The 18,668-nt window shown below is 40.7% G+C and carries 15 protein-coding genes; 5 read left to right on the plus strand and 10 right to left on the minus strand.

The features are described 5' to 3' along the window. Positions 1 to 74 precede the first annotated feature (74 nt). The 3 genes from HPB14_RS00535 to HPB14_RS00545 are packed head-to-tail and all read right to left on the minus strand — an operon-like array spanning position 75 to position 2,651. Positions 75 to 533: an S-ribosylhomocysteine lyase gene (locus HPB14_RS00535; RefSeq protein WP_000783583.1), complete on the minus strand. Its 459-nt coding sequence runs from the start codon at positions 531 to 533 to the stop codon at positions 75 to 77. Between the two features lie 37 nt (positions 534 to 570). Next, positions 571 to 1,713 (minus strand): cystathionine gamma-synthase, encoded by a 1,143-nt coding sequence (locus HPB14_RS00540; protein ID WP_000551112.1) that lies wholly within the window; start codon positions 1,711 to 1,713, stop codon positions 571 to 573. A gap of 20 nt (positions 1,714 to 1,733) precedes the next feature. Continuing rightward, on the minus strand, positions 1,734 to 2,651 hold the full coding sequence (locus HPB14_RS00545; protein WP_000603996.1) for an O-acetylserine-dependent cystathionine beta-synthase: 918 nt from the start codon (positions 2,649 to 2,651) through the stop codon (positions 1,734 to 1,736). A 118-nt stretch (positions 2,652 to 2,769) separates the two neighbouring features. Between HPB14_RS00545 and HPB14_RS00550 the strand changes: the two genes are divergently transcribed. After that, on the plus strand, positions 2,770 to 3,348 hold the full coding sequence (locus HPB14_RS00550) for a hypothetical protein (protein WP_000848423.1): 579 nt from the start codon (positions 2,770 to 2,772) through the stop codon (positions 3,346 to 3,348). A gap of 245 nt (positions 3,349 to 3,593) precedes the next feature. Here the strand turns inward: HPB14_RS00550 and dnaK are convergent, their stop codons facing one another. Genes dnaK through HPB14_RS00565 form a run of 3 tightly spaced genes read right to left on the minus strand, consistent with a single transcriptional unit; the run spans position 3,594 to position 6,892 of the window. Beyond that, positions 3,594 to 5,456, minus strand: coding sequence for a molecular chaperone DnaK (gene dnaK / locus HPB14_RS00555; RefSeq protein WP_000520957.1), 1,863 nt, complete (start codon positions 5,454 to 5,456; stop codon positions 3,594 to 3,596). 30 nt (positions 5,457 to 5,486) lie between these two features. Then, on the minus strand, positions 5,487 to 6,062 hold the full coding sequence (gene grpE / locus HPB14_RS00560) for a nucleotide exchange factor GrpE (RefSeq protein ID WP_000650820.1): 576 nt from the start codon (positions 6,060 to 6,062) through the stop codon (positions 5,487 to 5,489). After that, the gene (locus tag HPB14_RS00565) at positions 6,062 to 6,892 is read right to left on the minus strand and encodes an HrcA family transcriptional regulator (protein ID WP_000233988.1); all 831 of its coding nucleotides are present in this window, start codon (positions 6,890 to 6,892) and stop codon (positions 6,062 to 6,064) included. The genes grpE and HPB14_RS00565 overlap by 1 nt, the downstream gene beginning before the upstream one ends. A gap of 210 nt (positions 6,893 to 7,102) precedes the next feature. Here HPB14_RS00565 and HPB14_RS00570 point away from each other — a divergent pair, with 210 nt between their 5' ends. After that, entirely contained in the window at positions 7,103 to 7,741 is a 639-nt protein-coding gene (locus HPB14_RS00570; RefSeq protein WP_014658405.1) for a class II aldolase and adducin N-terminal domain-containing protein, read from the plus strand. A 20-nt stretch (positions 7,742 to 7,761) separates the two neighbouring features. Further along, on the plus strand, positions 7,762 to 8,058 hold the full coding sequence (locus HPB14_RS00575) for a hypothetical protein (RefSeq protein ID WP_000154726.1): 297 nt from the start codon (positions 7,762 to 7,764) through the stop codon (positions 8,056 to 8,058). A 9-nt stretch (positions 8,059 to 8,067) separates the two neighbouring features. On the opposite strand, the gene HPB14_RS00580 is transcribed toward HPB14_RS00575, so the two are convergent. Both HPB14_RS00580 and HPB14_RS00585 read right to left on the minus strand, forming a co-directional pair. Then, a complete protein-coding gene (locus HPB14_RS00580; protein ID WP_000356224.1) occupies positions 8,068 to 9,951 on the minus strand; it encodes a motility associated factor glycosyltransferase family protein in 1,884 nt (627 codons plus the stop codon). A gap of 59 nt (positions 9,952 to 10,010) precedes the next feature. Further along, positions 10,011 to 11,555, minus strand: coding sequence for a flagellin B (locus HPB14_RS00585; RefSeq protein WP_000010011.1), 1,545 nt, complete (start codon positions 11,553 to 11,555; stop codon positions 10,011 to 10,013). Between the two features lie 166 nt (positions 11,556 to 11,721). On the opposite strand from HPB14_RS00585, the gene topA reads away from it, so the two are divergent. Both topA and HPB14_RS00595 read left to right on the plus strand, forming a co-directional pair. Beyond that, positions 11,722 to 13,932 (plus strand): type I DNA topoisomerase, encoded by a 2,211-nt coding sequence (topA, locus tag HPB14_RS00590; RefSeq protein ID WP_000681492.1) that lies wholly within the window; start codon positions 11,722 to 11,724, stop codon positions 13,930 to 13,932. Beyond that, positions 13,925 to 14,851, plus strand: coding sequence for a radical SAM protein (locus HPB14_RS00595; protein ID WP_001040813.1), 927 nt, complete (start codon positions 13,925 to 13,927; stop codon positions 14,849 to 14,851). The genes topA and HPB14_RS00595 overlap by 8 nt, the downstream gene beginning before the upstream one ends. 144 nt (positions 14,852 to 14,995) lie before the next feature. Here the strand turns inward: HPB14_RS00595 and HPB14_RS00600 are convergent, their stop codons facing one another. Together HPB14_RS00600 and ppsA are read right to left on the minus strand one after the other, a co-directional pair. Continuing rightward, a complete protein-coding gene (locus tag HPB14_RS00600; RefSeq protein ID WP_000443828.1) occupies positions 14,996 to 16,087 on the minus strand; it encodes a DUF874 family protein in 1,092 nt (363 codons plus the stop codon). A gap of 96 nt (positions 16,088 to 16,183) precedes the next feature. Then, positions 16,184 to 18,622 carry a pyruvate, water dikinase gene (gene ppsA, locus HPB14_RS00605; RefSeq protein ID WP_001269153.1) on the minus strand — a complete coding sequence of 813 codons (2,439 nt, stop codon included), beginning with the start codon at positions 18,620 to 18,622 and terminating at the stop codon, positions 16,184 to 16,186. Positions 18,623 to 18,668: the final 46 nt, after the last annotated feature.

The raw sequence follows: 18,668 nt of genomic DNA on the forward strand, positions 1-18,668 counted from the left end.
TTTGATTGGAATGTAACGCCTAAAACGGATAAAATGGGTAAGGGGATAGGGGAGTAAAATCATTCCCCCACCAATCAAACCCCCACTTCAGACCACTCAGTGCGTTTGTCTAAAAAAGCGCGTGCTAAATTCTTAGCACCCTCTAAAGTGTGGTTAGCCGCCCAACCGCATTGCTTTTCATTGCTCGCAGGCACTTCTGTAGCCTTTAACACATCTTGCATCGTCTTTTCTAAAACCTCTAAAATCTCTGTGTAATTGTCATGGTTTAACACCGTGAGATAAAATCCCGTTTGGCAACCCATAGGCGACCAATCCACGACATAACTGGCATGGTTACGGATAATTTCAGCGACTAAATGCTCTAAAGAGTGTAGGCTAGGCATGTCCATGTGATCTTGGTTGGGTTGCTTGAAGCGCACATCGTATTTGACAATCACATCCCCATTAGTGCCCTTTTTGCGATCAGCGACACGCACATAAGGGGCTTTGACTTTGGTGTGATCCAAATTGAAACTCTCTACATTCATTTTCATGTTTTTAACTCCTTTATTCATAAATTGTAATGAAACTTTAGCCTATTTTAGCGAACGCTTGCTCTAAATCTTCTAACAAATCCTGTTCATGCTCAATCCCTACAGACAAGCGCACCAAGCCATCTCTAATCCCTGCGGCTTCTCGTTGTTCTTTAGGGATACACGCATGGGTCATAAACGCTGGAATCCCCACCAAGCTTTCCACCCCGCCCAAACTCTCGCCTAAAATGAATAATTTAAGGCTTTCTACAAAAAGAGCCGCCTCGCTGTCATTTTTGAGAGTGAAAGAGAGCATCCCGCTAAAGCCACGCATTTGGGCTTTGGCTAGCTCGTAATTAGGGTGGGTGGGTAGGCCCGGGTAATAAACCCTTTCCACTTTAGGGTGTTTTTCTAAAAATTCAGCCACGCAAAGGGCGTTTTTTTGATGGGCTTGCATGCGTAATCCCAGCGTTTTAATCCCTCTTTGCAACAGCCAACTGTCTTGAGGGCCTAAAACCCCACCGATAGCGTTTTGGAAAAAAGCGATCTCTTGGGCTAACGCTTCATTATTGGTGGTTACAAGCCCAGCGACCACATCGCTATGACCGCCTAAGTATTTTGTGCCGCTATGCACCACAATATCCGCTCCCAAAAGAAGCGGGTTTTGATAATAGGGGGTGGCAAAGGTGTTATCCACGATAGTGAGCAAATTATGATCTTTAGCGACACTAGCGCATTGCGCTAAATCCGTGATTTTAAGCAAGGGGTTACTAGGGGTTTCTAAATAAAGGGCTTTGGTGTTGGGTTTGATAGCCTTTTTGATTTGGGATATATCGCTAGTGTCTATAATGGTGCAAGAAAGCCCGTTTTTGACAAGCACTTTATTAAACAAGCGGAAAGTCCCCCCATAAACATCATCGCCCAATAACACATGATCGCCTGATTGCAAGAGGGAAAAAACGGCGTGGATTCCAGCTAGGCCAGAGGCAAAAGCAAACCCCTTAACCCCCCCCTCTAAATCAGCGATGAGTTCTTCTAAAGCAAAGCGCGTGGGGTTGCCTGAGCGAGAGTATTCATAGCCTTTATGGTGGCCTATGGCGTCTTGGCGGTAGGTGGAAGTTTGATAAATAGGCACGCTCACCGCCCCCGTTGTCGTGTCTTCACTAATGCCCCCATGGATTAATTTGGTTTGCATGTGCATGGTTTTTCCTTTTGATGAATTTATAAATAAATACCTTTAGAAAGATAACGATCGGCAACATCCGGGAAAATGGTTAAAACCTGGCTGCCTTCGGGGAGGCGTTGCACTTCTTTCAATGCTGCCACAAAAGCTGCCCCGCTAGAGCTCCCCACTAATAAGCCGTTTTTTTTGGCTAACTTCCTAGTGTAGCTAAAACCCTCTTCATCTGAGATCGTTTCAAAGCCATCAATATCCAAGTTTGCAAAAAAAGGAGGGATGAATTCCACGCCAATACCCTCAATCTCATGAGGCCCAGGCTCTCCCCCATTCAAAATAGAACCCTCCGGCTCCACCCCAATCAAGCGGATATTAGGGATGCGTTCTTTCAAATACCTAGCCGTGCCCGCAAAAGTGCCACCACTCCCTATCCCGGCTACAAAGCTCGTAAAATTTATGCCTAATTCTTGGACAATCTCAGGAGCTAGGGTGTGGTAGTAAGCGTTAGGATTATCAGGGTTTTCAAATTGTAAGGGCAAATAGCTATCAGGGATACTTTCGGCTAGCTCTTTACTTTTTTTAATGGCGCCAGAAATCCCCTCGCTAGTAGGCGTGTTGATCACTAAAGCCCCCAAAGCCCTCATGATCTGCTGTTTTTCTGTGCTGAATTTTTCCGGGACAACAAAGATAGTTTTGAGATGGTGCTTGATTGCCACTAAAGCTAGAGCGATGCCGGTATTGCCTGCGGTAGGCTCAATGATGGTTGTTTTAGAAGTGATTTTGCCAGTTTTAAACCCTTCTTCTATAAGGTATTGGCCTAAGCGATCTTTAACGCTCCCTCCTGGGTTTAAATGCTCCAGTTTGGCGTAAATAGCGGAATTTAATGGAATGGGGTAATCCTTGTTAGTGAATTTAAAAACGGGAGTGCGGCCTATGGCGTCTTGCATTGCGGTAAGGATCATGATTCCTCCTATAATAAAAATAACAATAACTCAATTTTAGCGATTATGCCTAAACTCGTTAAATGGAATAAGTTTAGGATAAAATGTTGGTTTATTGAGATGGATTAAGTAGCTTTCAATGAAAACGATAGAATGGAATGAGGAGCAAAGAAAAGCGTTCCAAGACTTGTTAAGAGAGTTTGTAGCGTTAATAGACGCTAAAATGCAAGAGGAAAAGCAAACAGGCAAAACCCCAAAGATACCAAGGTATGCTTCATGCCAAAACGGGCTGAACAAGTTTTTAGCGCCATGGGGTTATGCGTGCAAAATCAGTCTTGGCTCTGGGAACTTATCCAAGAAGCCATCAATCGCCTTTTGCCGTCAGGATATTTTAGGGGAAGGGTTTGTCAATGGTGAAAAACCAACCCCAAAAAAAGGTTTTTACCTCTGGTTTGCTTACTATTGGAAGAACGATGCAGAAAAGTTTTTTCTCTGTATAGGTCGATCCATAGAGGAGAATGGGGAAAAAGAGTGTCAAAAATGCCCAGCGTATGATAAGATCGTTAAACTTGATGGAGACGCTTATTATCAAGAGAGCTATGACGATTTAGAATCCCATCTTGAAAACATTACCAACGATTTTTTACGCTTTGCTAGTGAATTTAATCAAATCCCCACTGCGTGTTTTGAATTAGAGCCATCTAGTGCAAGCCATTAAGAAATAACTTTATAAAACAACCCCATACCAAAAAGAACTCTCTCATAAGGGATTTTCCTAAAATCCCACCAACGCTTTTTAAAATAAGTCTTGAAAAGCTATCGCTTGGTTACAATCAAGCTTTGATATTTGGATTAAAAAACGCTATTTTTTAGATTTTGCAATCGGTATCCCATTGATGAAAATGAGGAAAGCAAGCGGATTTTGATTAAAACCGCCCGCTTGAAAGAAGTTTTAAAAGCGTTTCATTCCACTTCCGCATCAATCACATCATCGTCTTTTTTCTTGGGCTGCTCAGCGTTGTTTTTATTCGCCATGGCTTCGCCTAATTTTTGAGCCGCTTGCGCTAATAATTTGGTTTTGTCTTCAAGCTCCGTTTTAGTAGCGTTATCGTTTTTGATGCAATCTTTAAGAGCGTTAATGGCGTTTTGGATCTCATTAGCATCGTTTTCGTTCAAATTCGCCTTATGCTCATCAAGGCTCTTTTGGGTTTGGTGCGCCAAACTATCGGCATGGTTTCTCGCTTCAATCACTTCTTTTTTCCTGGCGTCTTCTTCTTTGTGCAATTCAGCGTCTTTAACCATTTTTTCAATCTCGCTATCAGACAACCCGCTAGAGCCAGAAATTTTAATCTCTTGGCTTTTACCGGTATTTTTATCTTGCGCTGACACGGTTAAAATCCCGTTAGCGTCAATATCAAAGGTTACTTCAATTTGCGGCACGCCTCTTGGAGCGGGAGCGATGCCTTGCAAATCAAATTTACCCAACGATTTATTATCCCTTGCCAATTCCCTTTCGCCTTGTAAAACCATAATGGACACAGCGGGCTGGTTGTCTTCAGCGGTTGAGAACACTTGAGATTTTTTCGCAGGAATAGTCGTGCCTCTATCAATCACTTTAGTCATCACGCCCCCTAAAGTTTCAATCCCAAGACTTAAAGGCGTAACATCTAATAAAAGCACATCTTTCACATCGCCTTTTAACACGCCCCCTTGAATGCTCGCGCCCACCGCTACGACTTCATCAGGATTGACGCTTTTATTCAACTCTTTATTAATAAACGCTTTCACCCTTTCTTGGACTTTAGGGATACGAGTGGAGCCGCCCACCATCACCACTTCTGAAATCTCATTTTTGGTCAGCCCTGCGTCTTTGATCACGCTTTCAATTTTAGAAATCGTTTCTTCCATGAGATCTTCTGTCAAGCTTTCAAATTTAGCCCTAGTGAGTTTTTTAACCAAGTGTTTGGGCCCGGTAGCGTCCGCTGTGATAAAGGGCAAATTGATTTCAGTCTCCATCGCAGAGCTCAGTTCTTTTTTAGCGTTTTCAGCCGCTTCTTTTAGGCGTTGCAACGCCATCACATCGTTTTTAATCTCAATGCCCGTTTCGCTTTTAAACTCAGCCGCTAAGAAATCAATCACACGATTGTCAAAATCATCGCCCCCTAAAAACGCATCGCCCCCTGTGGCTAAAACTTCCACGACATTATCGCCTGTTTCTAACACGGTAACATCAAAAGTCCCCCCACCCAAATCATAAACCATGATTTTTTCGCTCTCTTTTTTATCCAAGCCATAGGCTAACGCCGCACTAGTAGGCTCATTGATGATCCTTAAAACATTAAGCCCTGCAATCGTGCCGGCTTCTTTAGTCGCTTTCCTTTGGCTGTCGTTAAAATAAGCAGGAACCGTGATCACCGCTTCCGTAACGCTCTCGCCCAAATAACTTTCAGCGTCTTCTTTGAGCTTCATTAAAATTTTGGCTGAAATTTCTTGAGGGGTATAAATTTTACCTGAAATCTCAATCGCGCAAGCCCCATTCCTATCCACAATTTTATAAGGCAAGCGTTTTTCGGCTTCTTTAGCCTTATCTTCATTAAACATCAAGCCCATGATCCTTTTAATAGAATAAATGGTTTTTTCTGGGTTGGTTACCGCTTGTCTTTTGGCACTCTCGCCCACTAAAATCTCGCCCTTATCCGTAAAAGCTACAATAGAAGGAGTGGTGTTTTTACCCTCTTTATTCGCAATAATCTTTGCTTCATTGCCTTCATACACCGCCATTGCGGAGTTGGTTGTCCCTAAATCAATTCCAATAACTTTTCCCATGCGTTATCCTTTCTTTTTAAAATAAATGTTTTAATCGTTTTTAGCAATGCTCACCATTGCCGGCCTCAAAACCCTACCCTTATACTTGTAACCCTGTTGCAAAACTTGCACGATTTTCCCGTTTTCTTTTTCTTCGCTTTTGACTTGCATGATCGCATTGTGGAAATTAGGATCAAATTCTTCTAAGCATTCAATCCCCTCAATGCCATGCCTTGCCAAAACTTCATGCAACTTTTCCATCGTAAGCTCCAAGCCCTTGGTTAAAGCGCTTTCTTTATTTTCTTCTACAGCGCTCTTGTAAGCCCCAAGAAGCGCATCAATCACCGGCAATAGATCCAATGCGATTTTTTCATACGCATACTCTAACGCCATGCTCTTGTCTCTTTCTAAGCGCTTTTTCACGTTTTCAAAATCCGCATGCACTCTCAAGTATTTTTCGTGCATTTCTTTATATTTAAGCTCAAAATCTTCCTTGATCTCGCCTTCTTTTTGGCCTGCTTCTTGCTTTTCTTCATATTGTTGTTCTTTGCAAGTGCAAGCCTTTTGATAAGACTCTGGCTCTTTTGGGCTTAAATGATCGTGTTCTTGGTTGTGTTCATCTTTCATTATTCCTCCTTAGAAATCGTTTGAAAAAACCCTTCATAATCGCATTCCAATTTCCCCACACAAAGCAGTTGCATCCGCTCGTTTTGAAATTCTATAGGGCGTATTACCAGCATGCAATCAGGTTCTATAAAATGCAACCCTTTTTTGAAACGCTCCAAAACCTTACCCCCTAAAATGTCAAAAAATAAAGGGCTGTTTAAAAGCGTTTTTAACCCCATTAGATTAAAGCGCGTAATTTGCGCGTTGGAATACTCCAAACGCTCTAATTGTCTGGCCAAACTCAACGCATTGACAGAAGCAGCGATTAAGCGCACTTCTTTAACGCTCCTGCCCACAAGCTCCAATAAAAACTTCTCCATTTTAACGCTGTAACTCAGTGCGCAAGAAAACGCTAAAAAATCCAAAATCAAAAAGCGTTTTTCGCACTCAATGACTCTTTCCAAACGCTCCAAACTGGGTTTTTTTAACAGCGTGAAAAGCCCAAAATTTTCACTCGCGCTTTTTAGGCGTTTTTCATTCACCTTTAAAACTTCAAAGCGCAACGACTTTTGCCAATAGTTTTCAAACGCCTTAAAAGTAGGCAATCTAGCGCCACTAGAATGGGCTTGATGGAGCATGCCTTCTTTAGAAAGGATTTGAAAATAATTCCTGATCGTCGCGCAAGACGCTTTCAAATTCGCCAACTCTTTCAAGCGTTTAGAGCTAATGGGTTCTAAAGTCTGCAGATAGGTTTTAACAAACGCATCTAACAAACTCTCTTTTTTATTCAAATCAGAACCTACTTTAATTCTTCTTAACATCATTATTTGAAAAATCTCGTCAATCACCATTCTTGATGAAAGAACCCTCGCATTATAGCGCAAAAAGTTAATAATCTATCACTTGTTTTGAAAAAGTGATAAAAATTACCCGATTTTTCTTTAAAGTTTAGTCTATATCACTAAATTTATTTACTAGCATTAAATTAGGATTTTTTATAGAATTAATTTAATTTAGATCTATTGGGCAACTAATACCTTTTGTTAAAAAAACTTGTTATCATGCTAAACATGAACACACACACAAGAGGCATTGACAGCAATCTGATTCATTCGCTCCAAAGCATTTCATTATCCATGTTTAGAAAGGGTTTTTTTGGGCTTTATCAAGGCTCCATTTCGGCACGCATTGGCACCAATCAATTTGTGATCAATAAAAGAAACGCTGTTTTTGATCAATTGAATGAAAACACCTTACTGGTTTTGCATGACAAGATAGATTACCGCTGGAAAGAAGCGAGCCAGGATTCGCCCATTCATGCGAGCGTGTATAGGGAGTTTTTGGACGCTAAATTCATCGCTTACGCGCGCCCTCCTTATAGCCTAGCGTATTCCTTGCGCCACAACCGATTGCTCCCTAGAGATTATTTAGGGTATCGTTCTTTGGGCGAAGAAATTTCCATTTTTAACCCCAAAGACTATGACAGCTGGCAAGAAAGAGCGGATACAGAAATTTTACGCCAACTGCAAGAGAGCAAGAAATATTTTGTTTTCATTAAGGGGTGTGGGATTTTTGCCTACCACAGAGAGCTTCCTAAACTCATGGAGATTTTTGATTTGATTGAAAACTCATGCAAGGTTTTACGATTGGGCGATTTAATGGATTATTGCTATAATGATGATCCACGATTGAGCGTGTAAAAAGCTAAAAAGGATAAAAAGTGACCATCAACACCCATTACACCCCTAATTTCACGCAGCTCCAAACCTTGAACAATATCAATAATGACGCAACCATAAAGGACAGGAATCAAGCAGAGCAGGATTTACAGCAAAGCAATATTCAAGATGGTTTCAGCCAAGACAATACGCAAAACGCCCCTGATTTTGACAGACTACAAGCTTTAAACGCTATCAATAACGACGGCGAGATTAAAGATAGATCCCAAGTTGAGAAAAACCTTGCTAGTGGCGAAAATATCCCTGAAATTTATTCCAGCCTAGACACATACGCTTAAAAAGGGGTTTTACCATTCTTTTAAAGCCATTTTGATCGCTTCTATCACGCAATCCATCCCGCCCGCTAAACTAAAAAGCCAGTATTTGTGCGCGTAAATGTATTCTAATTGCTTAGCCCTTAATCCGTCTTCATTACTCGTTTTTTTACACACGATTTCAGCGATATGCAATTCCTGGTGGAAAATGTAAGATTGTATCGCATCCATGAAATACGAATTGAATTGTTTGTCGTCAAAAAGTTCTTTAATGTTGTCAATTTCAGCGCTCAAATTTTCTAATTCCTTAAAATCCAACTCTTCTAATTTTTTTTCTTCATGAAGCTTTTCCACTTTTTCTAAAAACTCTGCCACCTTTAAAAACACTCCTTCAACTTGCGTTTTTTTTTCATTGGCGTATTTGATGATCTCTTCGCATTTTTGCTTGGCGATCTTTAAATTTTTATCTTGCTCTGATCGGGTAGGATAAATAAGATTGATAGGAGGCTTTGGCTTGGATTTATCTATTTTTTCGCACACTTCTTTAAAGGGCATTTCTTTAGTCCCTTTAATCCTAGCCCCCCCTTCAGTAGCGTTAATGACTTCTAGTTTATAGGGCGTGTTAAAAATATCTTTTTCAAAAAATTCTAAGAAAAGTTTCCACACTAAAGTGGTTTCTACTTCCCCGTTACCCCCATATTTTTCTATAAAAATCTTGTCTTTATCCTTTTTAGGCTTAATCTCCCTATCGCCATAAATCGCCCCACTAGCATGGCTGTTACCGCTTTGTGAAAAGCTCAAATCTTGCCCGATAAACACGCACCTTTTGAAACGAGAATGCACCACTAATTCATACGCCATGTTCGCTGCGCTCATGCCTATGCCCACATAGCCATACTGGTGCAAATCAAAAAGGTTAGTATAACCAAAGGGGCGGAAACTGAATTGCTTAACCCCTTTTTGAATCGCTTGAATCAATCGTTTATGCACAATGGAAGTCAAAGCAAAGATAACGCCTTCTTGAAAATCTAAGGGGGTTTCTTCGTAGAATTTCGCCGTTAAATCCACCCTTTCTAAAGACAGCACAATATCAGGCTTGATACCGGCTTTAGCCAAAATAGGGAAAGAAGCGTCTATGCAAAAAAGCGTCGCATAAGGAGCGATTTCTTTTAAAAGAGAGAGTTGCTTGTTCAAACTAGGCCCGGTTGAAACAATAATCGCAGTGTCTCTGTTTTTTAAAGCGTTCACAAAATCCACTAAACTAGGGCTTTTGATGACTTCAGGCAAATTAGCGGCATGCTGTTTGATGCCTATGAGCGCGTCTTTGGCGTCATTGCCCACGCTAATAGCGCCATGCTCTAAAGCGCGCGTGAAATGCTGGTTGATTCCTATCATTTGACTAGAGTATCGTTCATAATAAGCGTTAAAAAGTTTTAAATCATACATTCTTGCGTATAAACGAGACTTTTTATCCATATCAAACAATGAAGCAATCATGTTGTAATTGCAAAAACTTGCATGCAATAAAATCAAACGATTTTCTAAAATCTCAGTGGAAAAATCCAAAAGATTCAGCACAATGAAAATAATTTCTATTTCAGGCTCAATGACCACCAAGCGTTTTAAATTGCCATTACCTAAAAGCAAGCGATAAAACACCCCATTACCCAAACCAAAATAATACAAATAAGGATAAAGCATGTGAATTTCGCTATTTTTATACTGCTCTAAGCTTGAATCTAGCGGGCTTTTTTCAAATAAGGGCGTGTTTGTTTCTTTATCTAAGAGGTTGAAATTCGCGCTATCATTCCCTAAAAACACTTCGTATTTTTTGTTTTCTTTAATGGCTTTGAGCTTTGCGAACAAAAGAGGGTCTTTTTTGAAAAGAGCTTGTAAGTTTTTTTGATAAATATCCATTATTTTAACTTATAAAAATAACTTATAAAAAGGGCTACGCCCCCTTAAATTAAGGGCTGTTATTGTAAAAGCCTTAAGACGTTTTGTTGCACCGCATTCGCTTGCGCCATAGCAAAACTCCCGCTTTGCGCCAAAATATTGTATTTAGAAAAGTTCGCGCTCTCTTCAGCAAAATCCACGTCTCTGATCTGAGATTCAGCCGCTTTAACATTCACTTGGGTTACAGAAATATTATTAATGGTTGTAACCAATTCCATTTGTACCGAACCCATATCTGAGCGGATCTTGTCTAATTGCGTGCGCGCTGAATCTGCCATATCCATCACAATCATCGCCCCTTTAAGGCTTGTTACCCCAGCCCCTATACCTTGAGAATTGGTCTCCGCTTGCGCGCCATTAGCGTTCGCTCCAGCTGCTGAAGCCACATTCGCATCAAAAATGCCCCTAACCGCCCTCAAATTCACGGTGTATTCTGCCACCCCTTGAGCGGAATGAAAGCCCACATGGCTAAAATTCACACCGCTCACAATGATGTCTCTAGCGTCGGTTCTAGTCAAGGTTAAGCGCCCAATAACCGCATGCTGTGTCCCAGAAATCCCTGCAAAATTCCCTCCCCCAAAAACCTGACCGCTCGCGCTCGCTGCATGCACTGAAATCGCGCGCCCGTCAATGGAGTGCAAATTAATGCGCCCTTGAATATCCAAGCTCGCTTCCACGCCGGTCCTGTCTTTGACGGAGTTGATCGCATTAGTCAACCTCCCATCAGCGTCGTTTTTATGCACATCATTCACGGTCCCAATTTCTACGCCATTAATGGTGAGTTCTCTCACGGTTCCTGATTGCACGGGAGTGCCGCCGGTAGCCATGACATTATAAGACGCCCTAACGCCTAAGGTGTTAGAAAAACGATTGATGATTTCGCTTAACGCTCCAATCCCAGTGCCAGCGCTTGTAGAAATGCGCACGGTTTCAATCTTATAATCATTCACGCCATTGACTTGTTTGAAATTCAATCCCACTTCAGTCAAGTTTTGCGCCGCTGCGCTAGCGAGCATGCCTGCACCGCTAAAAGAAGAGGTTTCCATGCGCACATGCCCAATTTTATCTGAGCTTGTTGAGCCAATAGACGCTTTAACCGTGGTGTTAGAATACGCGCCAATTTGAAATTCTTTGTTAGAAAAACTTCCTGAAAGCATTTGTTGGCCGTTAAAGCTTGTGGTGTTAGCGATATTGTCTAGTTCTTCTAACAACCTTTGAATATCGCTTTGGAGTGCTCTTCGGCTTTCTAAAGTTTGCCCATCTTGAGCGGCTTGAACGGCTTTGGTTTTAATGGTGTCTAAGATTTTGATTTGCTCATCCATCGCTTTATCTGCGGTTTGAACCATACCAATAGCGTCATTAGCGTTGCGGATCGCTTGACCCAAATTCGCGCTTTGACTCCTTAAGCTATCAGCGATCGCCATCCCACTAGAATCATCAGCGGCTTTATTGATCCTAAGCCCTGAGCTTAACTTTTCAAGCGAGCTTGAAAGGTCTCTGTTGTTTTGAACCCCTACCGCATGAGAAGTTAAAGCGGCGATATTGGTATTTATCCTAAAACTCATGTTTGCATCCTTTGCATAGATATTTGCTGTTAGTCAAGCAAAGGGTGTTCCAACTCTTTGATTTTTAGCGCTGTTATAGAATTTTATGGTTTAATGAATCGTTTAGTCAAAATTCTGTGCTACAATCATTCATTAATAGGTATAAACATTTCATTAAAGGCGTTCCATGAAGCACCTTATTATTGTAGAATCCCCAGCAAAAGCCAAAACCATTAAAAATTTTTTGGATAAAAATTATGAAGTCATCGCCTCTAAAGGGCATGTTAGGGATTTATCCAAATTCGCTTTAGGCATTAAGATTGATGAAACAGGCTTTACCCCTAATTATGTCGTGGATAAAGACCATAAAGAGCTTGTCAAACAGATCATAGAGCTTTCTAAAAAGGCATCTACCACCTACATCGCTACCGATGAAGACCGAGAAGGGGAAGCGATAGGCTATCATGTGGCATGCTTGATTGGGGGGAAATTGGAGAGCTATCCTAGGATTGTTTTTCATGAGATCACGCAAAATGCGATTTTAAACGCTCTAAAAACCCCACGACAAATTGACATGTCTAAGGTCAACGCCCAACAAGCCAGGCGTTTTTTAGATCGGATCGTGGGCTTTAAATTAAGCTCGTTGATTTCATCAAAAATCACTAAAGGTTTGAGCGCTGGGCGGGTGCAAAGTGCGGCCTTAAAGCTTGTGGTTGATAAAGAAAGGGAAATCAAAGCCTTTAAGCCTTTAACCTACTTCACGCTAGACGCTTTGTTTGAGCCGCATTTAGAAGCGCAACTCATCAGCTATAAGGGCAACAAACTCAAAGCCCAAGAACTCATTGATGAAAAAAAAGCCCAAGAAATTAAAAACGAATTAGAAAAAGAAAGCTACACTATCTCTAGTATCGTTAAAAAATCTAAAAAATCCCCCACACCGCCCCCTTTCATGACTTCTACTTTACAGCAAAGCGCTTCCAGTCTTTTAGGTTTTTCGCCCACAAAAACCATGAGTATCGCTCAAAAATTGTATGAAGGCGTAGCCACCCCGCAAGGCGTTATGGGCGTGATCACTTACATGAGGACCGATAGCTTGAATATCGCTAAAGAGGCTTTAGAAGAAGCGAGGAATAAGATTTTAAAAGACTATGGCAAAGACTACTTGCCCCCTAAAGCCAAAGTCTATTCCAGCAAGAATAAAAACGCCCAAGAAGCCCATGAAGCGATCAGACCCACTTCTATTGTTTTAGAGCCAAACGCTTTAAAAGACTACCTTAAGCCTGAAGAATTAAAGCTCTATACCTTAATTTACAAACGCTTTTTAGCTTCTCAAATGCAAGACGCTCTTTTTGAAAGCCAAAGCGTGGTTGTGGCTTGCGAAAAAGGCGAGTTTAAAGCGAGTGGGAGAAAGCTCCTTTTTGATGGCTATTATAAAATTTTAGGCAATGACGATAAGGACAAATTGCTCCCCAATTTGAAAGAAAATGATCCCATTAAATTAGAAAAACTAGAGAGCAACGCTCATGTTACAGAGCCTCCAGCGCGCTATTCAGAAGCGAGTTTGATTAAAGCTTTAGAAAGTTTAGGCATAGGCAGGCCCAGCACCTACGCCCCAACGATTTCTCTTTTACAAAACAGAGACTACATCAAGGTAGAAAAAAAGCAGATCAGCGCTTTAGAGAGCGCTTTTAAAGTGATAGAAATTTTAGAAAAGCATTTTGAAGAAATCGTGGATTCCAAATTCAGCGCTTCTTTAGAAGAAGAGCTTGATAATATCGCTCAAAATAAAGCTGACTACCAGCAAGTCTTAAAGGACTTTTACTACCCTTTTATGGATAAAATTGAAGTCGGGAAAAAGAATATCATCTCTCAAAAAGTGCATGAAAAAACCGGCCAATCATGCCCTAAATGCGGGGGGGAATTAGTCAAAAAGAATAGCCGTTATGGGGAGTTTATCGCATGCAACAATTACCCTAAATGCAAATACATCAAACAAACTGAAACCGCTAATAATGAAGCCACGCAAGAATTGTGCGAAAAATGCGGAGGGGAAATGGTGCAAAAATTCAGCAGAAACGGGGCGTTTTTAGCTTGTAACAACTACCCTGAATGCAAAAACACCAAATCGTTAAAAAACACCCCTAACGCAAAAGAAACAATAGAAGGCGTGAAATGCCCAGAATGCGGGGGGGATATTGCCTTAAAAAGGAGCAGGAAAGGCTCGTTTTATGGCTGCAACAATTACCCTAAATGCAATTTTTTATCCAACCATAAGCCCATCAACAAGCGTTGCGAGAAATGCCATTATTTAATGAGTGAAAGAATCTATCGCAAAAAAAAGGCGCATGAATGCATTAAATGTAAAGAACGCGTGTTTTTAGAGGAAGATAATGGCTAAAGAAAATCCGCCTGTCGTTTTTGGGCCTGTTTTATCCAGGCGTTTTGGGAAGTCTTTGGGCGTGGATCTATCGCCCTCTAAAAAACAATGCAATTACAATTGCATTTATTGCGAGTTGGGTAAAGCCAAGCCCATTGAGCACATGGAAGAAGTGATCAAAGTGGAAACCTTGATTAACGCTATTCAAAACGCCCTAAACAACCTCACCACCCCCATTGATGTTTTAACCATTACCGCTAATGGCGAACCCACTCTATACCCTCATTTATTAGAGCTTATCCAAAGCATCAAGCCTTTTTTAAAGGGTGTTAAAACTTTGATTTTAAGCAATGGCTCACTCTTTTATGAGCCAAAAGTCCAACAAGCCTTGAAGGAATTTGACATCGTTAAATTTTCTTTAGACGCTATTGATTTGAAAGCCTTTGAAAGGGTGGATAAGCCCTATTCTAAAGACATTAACAAGATTTTAGAGGGGATTTCGCGCTTTTCTCAAATCTATCAGGGGCAACTGGTGGCTGAAGTGCTGTTAATCAAGGGCGTGAATGATAGCGCGAATAATTTAAAACTCATCGCCGCCTTTTTAAAACAAATCAATACCGCCAGAGTGGATTTAAGCACCATAGACAGGCCCTCAAGCTTTAAAGCCCCTAAATTAAGCGAAGATGAATTATTAAAATGCTCTTTGTTTTTTGAAGGGCTTTGCGTGAGTTTGCCTAAACGATCCATTACTCAAGCTAAAAAATTGGTTTCTTGCGGTATAGATGAGTTGCTCGCTTTAATTTCCAGGCGCCCTTTAAGCGTAGAAGAAGCCCCCCTAATCTTAGAGCCTAGCACTTTTAAGCATTTAGAAACTTTATTAAACCATAAGCAAATCATGATTAAACAAGTCGGCTCTTTGGAGTTTTATTGCACGTTTTAACCTCCATTTCTAGCCTGTAGTTTTACCTTACTTTAGGGATAGCTCAAGCCTTTAGATAAGGATCTCTTTTGCCAAATAACGCCACAATACCATAAAAATAACCTCAAAAGCCGACAGATAATTAAAAACTTAATGTTTTAATCCCTACATCCCTTTACTATAACCATAACCCGCTTTTTCTACTTTTTTCTCGGTATTAGCAACTACTTTTATTTCTTTACTAACATCAGCAAATATTTTTTGAACGAGTAAAAGGCTTTGAGAGGTTGGAAGGTGGGCTTGTGGGTCTGGTTTTAAATTTCTCATTTCAAGCATTTTAGCTTGAGCTTTAGAGCGTATTTTTAGATTTTCTTTTTGCCATTCTTCTGTAGCGTTAAAATCTCTAGGATCTAGTTCTAAATAAGCGATAGAACTTGGTTTATAAAAATCCACTTGTTTAGCGATAGCTTTTTGTGAATAGGGCAGAGATTCTAGCTCTTTTTGCAAATAAGCTATAAGCTCTTGCGCTTTTGATCCTCTTTGAGAGCGGGGTTGTTTAGAGTTTGGGAGGTGTTTTGGCTGGATAGGGATTTGATTGGTTTTTGTGGGTTTAGGGGTTTTGCATTCAGCTTCTACTTCTATACCAATACCAGCCTTAATTCCTCCTTTTTTAATAAAGAATTGGCCATGATTTTCTTGGCAATTTTGTTCTGCGTATTTAATGAAATCTTTCTGTGTATTAATTGTCTTTTGTTTTTCTTGTTCTGTCTTTTGTTTTTCTTGTTCTGTCTTTTGTTTTTCTTGTTCTGTCTTTTGTTTTTCTTGTTCTGTCTTTTGTTTTTCTTGTTCTGTCTTCTGTTGTTCTTGTTCTAACTCTATTTGTTTATCAATATCACCAACGCTACAAGCGGCTAATAATAAACTTGTCGCTATTGTTAATCCTGAATATTTCCACCAATTGATTTGATTTTCTTTTTCAGCTTGTTTGGATTTATCCTGGACTTTATCGTCTAATTCTTTCGCTTTCTTGCATGCAACATGGGTCAATACTACTAATGCCGCATTGCTTTTCTTGGGATGTCTTTTTACAAGTTCTCTAACTCTCTTTGCGATCTTTGTAAAAAACCCACCAATTGATCTGATTATATTTGTAATGGCGCTCGCTTGTTTAAAATGAGTCTCTTTATTTGCCTTTGTGTCAGCTGTCTCTGTGTTTTTGCCAACTTTATTTGTTTTTCCTGTTTTTATTGATTCCATTACCAACCTTTTTTCAAAAAACAATCCCACTTTTCAAAATTATACCATGGAAACTAATACGAAAAACCCACTCAAGTTAGATCAACCCATTTATTATCAATGCGCAGTTAAGCCATGGTCTTTCAATTCTTTTTCTAACTTGGCTACGGCGTTCCAAGTGGGGATCACGCTATCAGGGTTTAAAGAAATGGAAGTGATGCCCTCTTTGACTAAAAACTCTGTCACTTCAGGGTAATCGCTTGGGGCTTGCCCGCAAATCCCGCAATATTTGTTGTGCCTTTTGCAAGCTTCAATCGCTTTTTTAAACATTTTTAGCATCGCTTCATTCCTTTCATCAAAGACATGGCTGACTAACTCGCTGTCTCTATCCACGCCTAAAGTGAGTTGGGTTAAATCGTTTGATCCAATAGAAAAGCCATCAAACAAGCTTAAGAAATCATCAGCTAAAATGACATTCACCGGCAATTCACACATGATATAAATTTCAAGCCCGTTTTTACCGGACTCTAAATTGTTTTTTCTTAAGATTTCTAGGACTTTTTTACCCTCTTCAATGGTGCGCAAAAAAGGGATCATCACTTTCATGTTCGTCAAGCCCATTTCTTCTCTCACTAACGCTAAGGCTTCACACTCCCATGAAAACGCTTCATTATAGCTTTCTGAATAATACCGACTAGCCCCTCTATAGCCAAGCATGGGGTTTTCTTCATTAGGCTCATAGCTAGAGCCGCCAAGCATGCGCATGTATTCATTGGATTTGAAATCGCTCGTCCTTACAATGACAGGTTTAGGGTAAAACGCCGCGCTGATCATGCCAATGCCTTCAGCGATTTTTTTCACAAAAAAATCTTTAGGGTTAGCATAGCCTGCCATGAGGTTTTCAATTTCATTTTTTTCTTTCACGCTTTTTTTGTGGTGCAAATCCACTAAAGCTAAGGGGTGGGCTTTGATTTGATTTAAAATAATCATTTCCATTCTGGCCAGCCCTACGCCGTGATTAGGGAGCTGAGAAAAGCTAAAGGCTTTTTCAGGGTTTCCAATATTGATGTAAATTTTTGTTTGAGTTTCTTGCATGTTAGAAAGCTCCACCCTTTCAATTTCATGCTCATAAATGCCTGCATACACATAGCCCTCTTCACCCTCAGCGCAAGAAACCGTGATTTCCATGCCGGTATAAAGGCTATCAGTCGCCCCGCTCACCCCAACAATGGCTGGCACGCCAATTTCTCTAGCCACAATCGCCGCATGGCAAGTGCGCCCCCCACGATTGGTGATAACCGCGCTCGCTTTTTTCATGCAAGGCTCCCAATCTGGGTCGGTATTATCCGTAACTAAAATTTCGCCCTCTTTAAAAGAATTCATATGCTCCAAATCATTGATGATACGCACTTTTCCTGATCCGATCTTACTCCCAATCGCTCTGCCTTGTAAGATAATTTCTTTTTTTTCGTTAGGGTTTTTGAATTTGAATTTTTCAAAGACTTGATTTTCTTCTTTACTTTTTTGGCTTTGAACGGTTTCTGGGCGCGCTTGAACGATAAAAATTTCCCCGCTATCGCCATCTTTAGCCCATTCTATATCCATGGGGCGGTATTGTTTGGCTTCTTTAGAGTAATGTTTTTCAATTTCAACGGCGTATTTGGCTAAAATCAGCACGTCTTCATCGCTCAATGAAAAGGATTGCCATTCTTTTTTGGTGGTTTTAATGTTTCTAGTAGGGTGTTCGCTACCTCTTGGGGCATAGACCATTTTTTGCGTTTTATTGCCGAGCTGCCGTTTGATAATGGGGCGTTTGTTTTGCTCTAAAGTGGGCTTAAACACATAAAATTCATCAGGGTTTATGGTGCCGCCCACCACATTTTCGCCTAACCCCCACGCTGAAGTGATAAACACCGCGTCTTTAAAACCGGTTTCAGTGTCAATAGAAAACATCACGCCCGCGCTGCCTTTATCCGCTCGCACCATTTTTTGCACCCCCACGCTGAGTGCGACTTTTAAATGATCAAACCCACGACTCGCTCTATAACTAATCGCTCTATCGGTAAAAAGCGACGCTAAACAGGATTTGATATAGTGGATCAATTCGGTTTTACCCTTAATGTTTAAATAAGTGTCTTGTTGCCCGGCAAAAGAAGCGTCCGGCAAATCTTCTGCAGTAGCGGAACTCCTTACCGCCACATCGGCTTCTTTCATGTTGTATTGCTGGCTTAAAATCTCATAAGCTTGAAAAATCTCATCTCTCAAATCGCTAGGAAAGGGCGTGCCAAAAATAAGCTCTCTGATTTGTTTGGAGCGGATTTTTAATACATCAATTTCGGTGGCATCAACATTTTCTAAAAGCTCTATGATTTTTTGCTTAGCCCCCCCTTGCTCTAAAAGATACCAATACGCTTCGCTGGTGATCGCAAAGCCATCAGGCACTTTAATCCCAATTGGCACTAATTCTTGAAACATCTCGCCAATGCTAGCGTTCTTGCCCCCAACCAGATTCACGTTCTTATTGTTCAACTCTTTGAAAAACTTGATATATCGCACAAAACTCCCTTAAAATGATCATTAAGTCTCTTAAAACATAAAATAT

Origin of the sequence: Helicobacter pylori HUP-B14, assembly GCF_000259235.1 — a bacterium.
Taxonomy (GTDB): Bacteria; Campylobacterota; Campylobacteria; order Campylobacterales; family Helicobacteraceae; genus Helicobacter; species Helicobacter pylori_CU.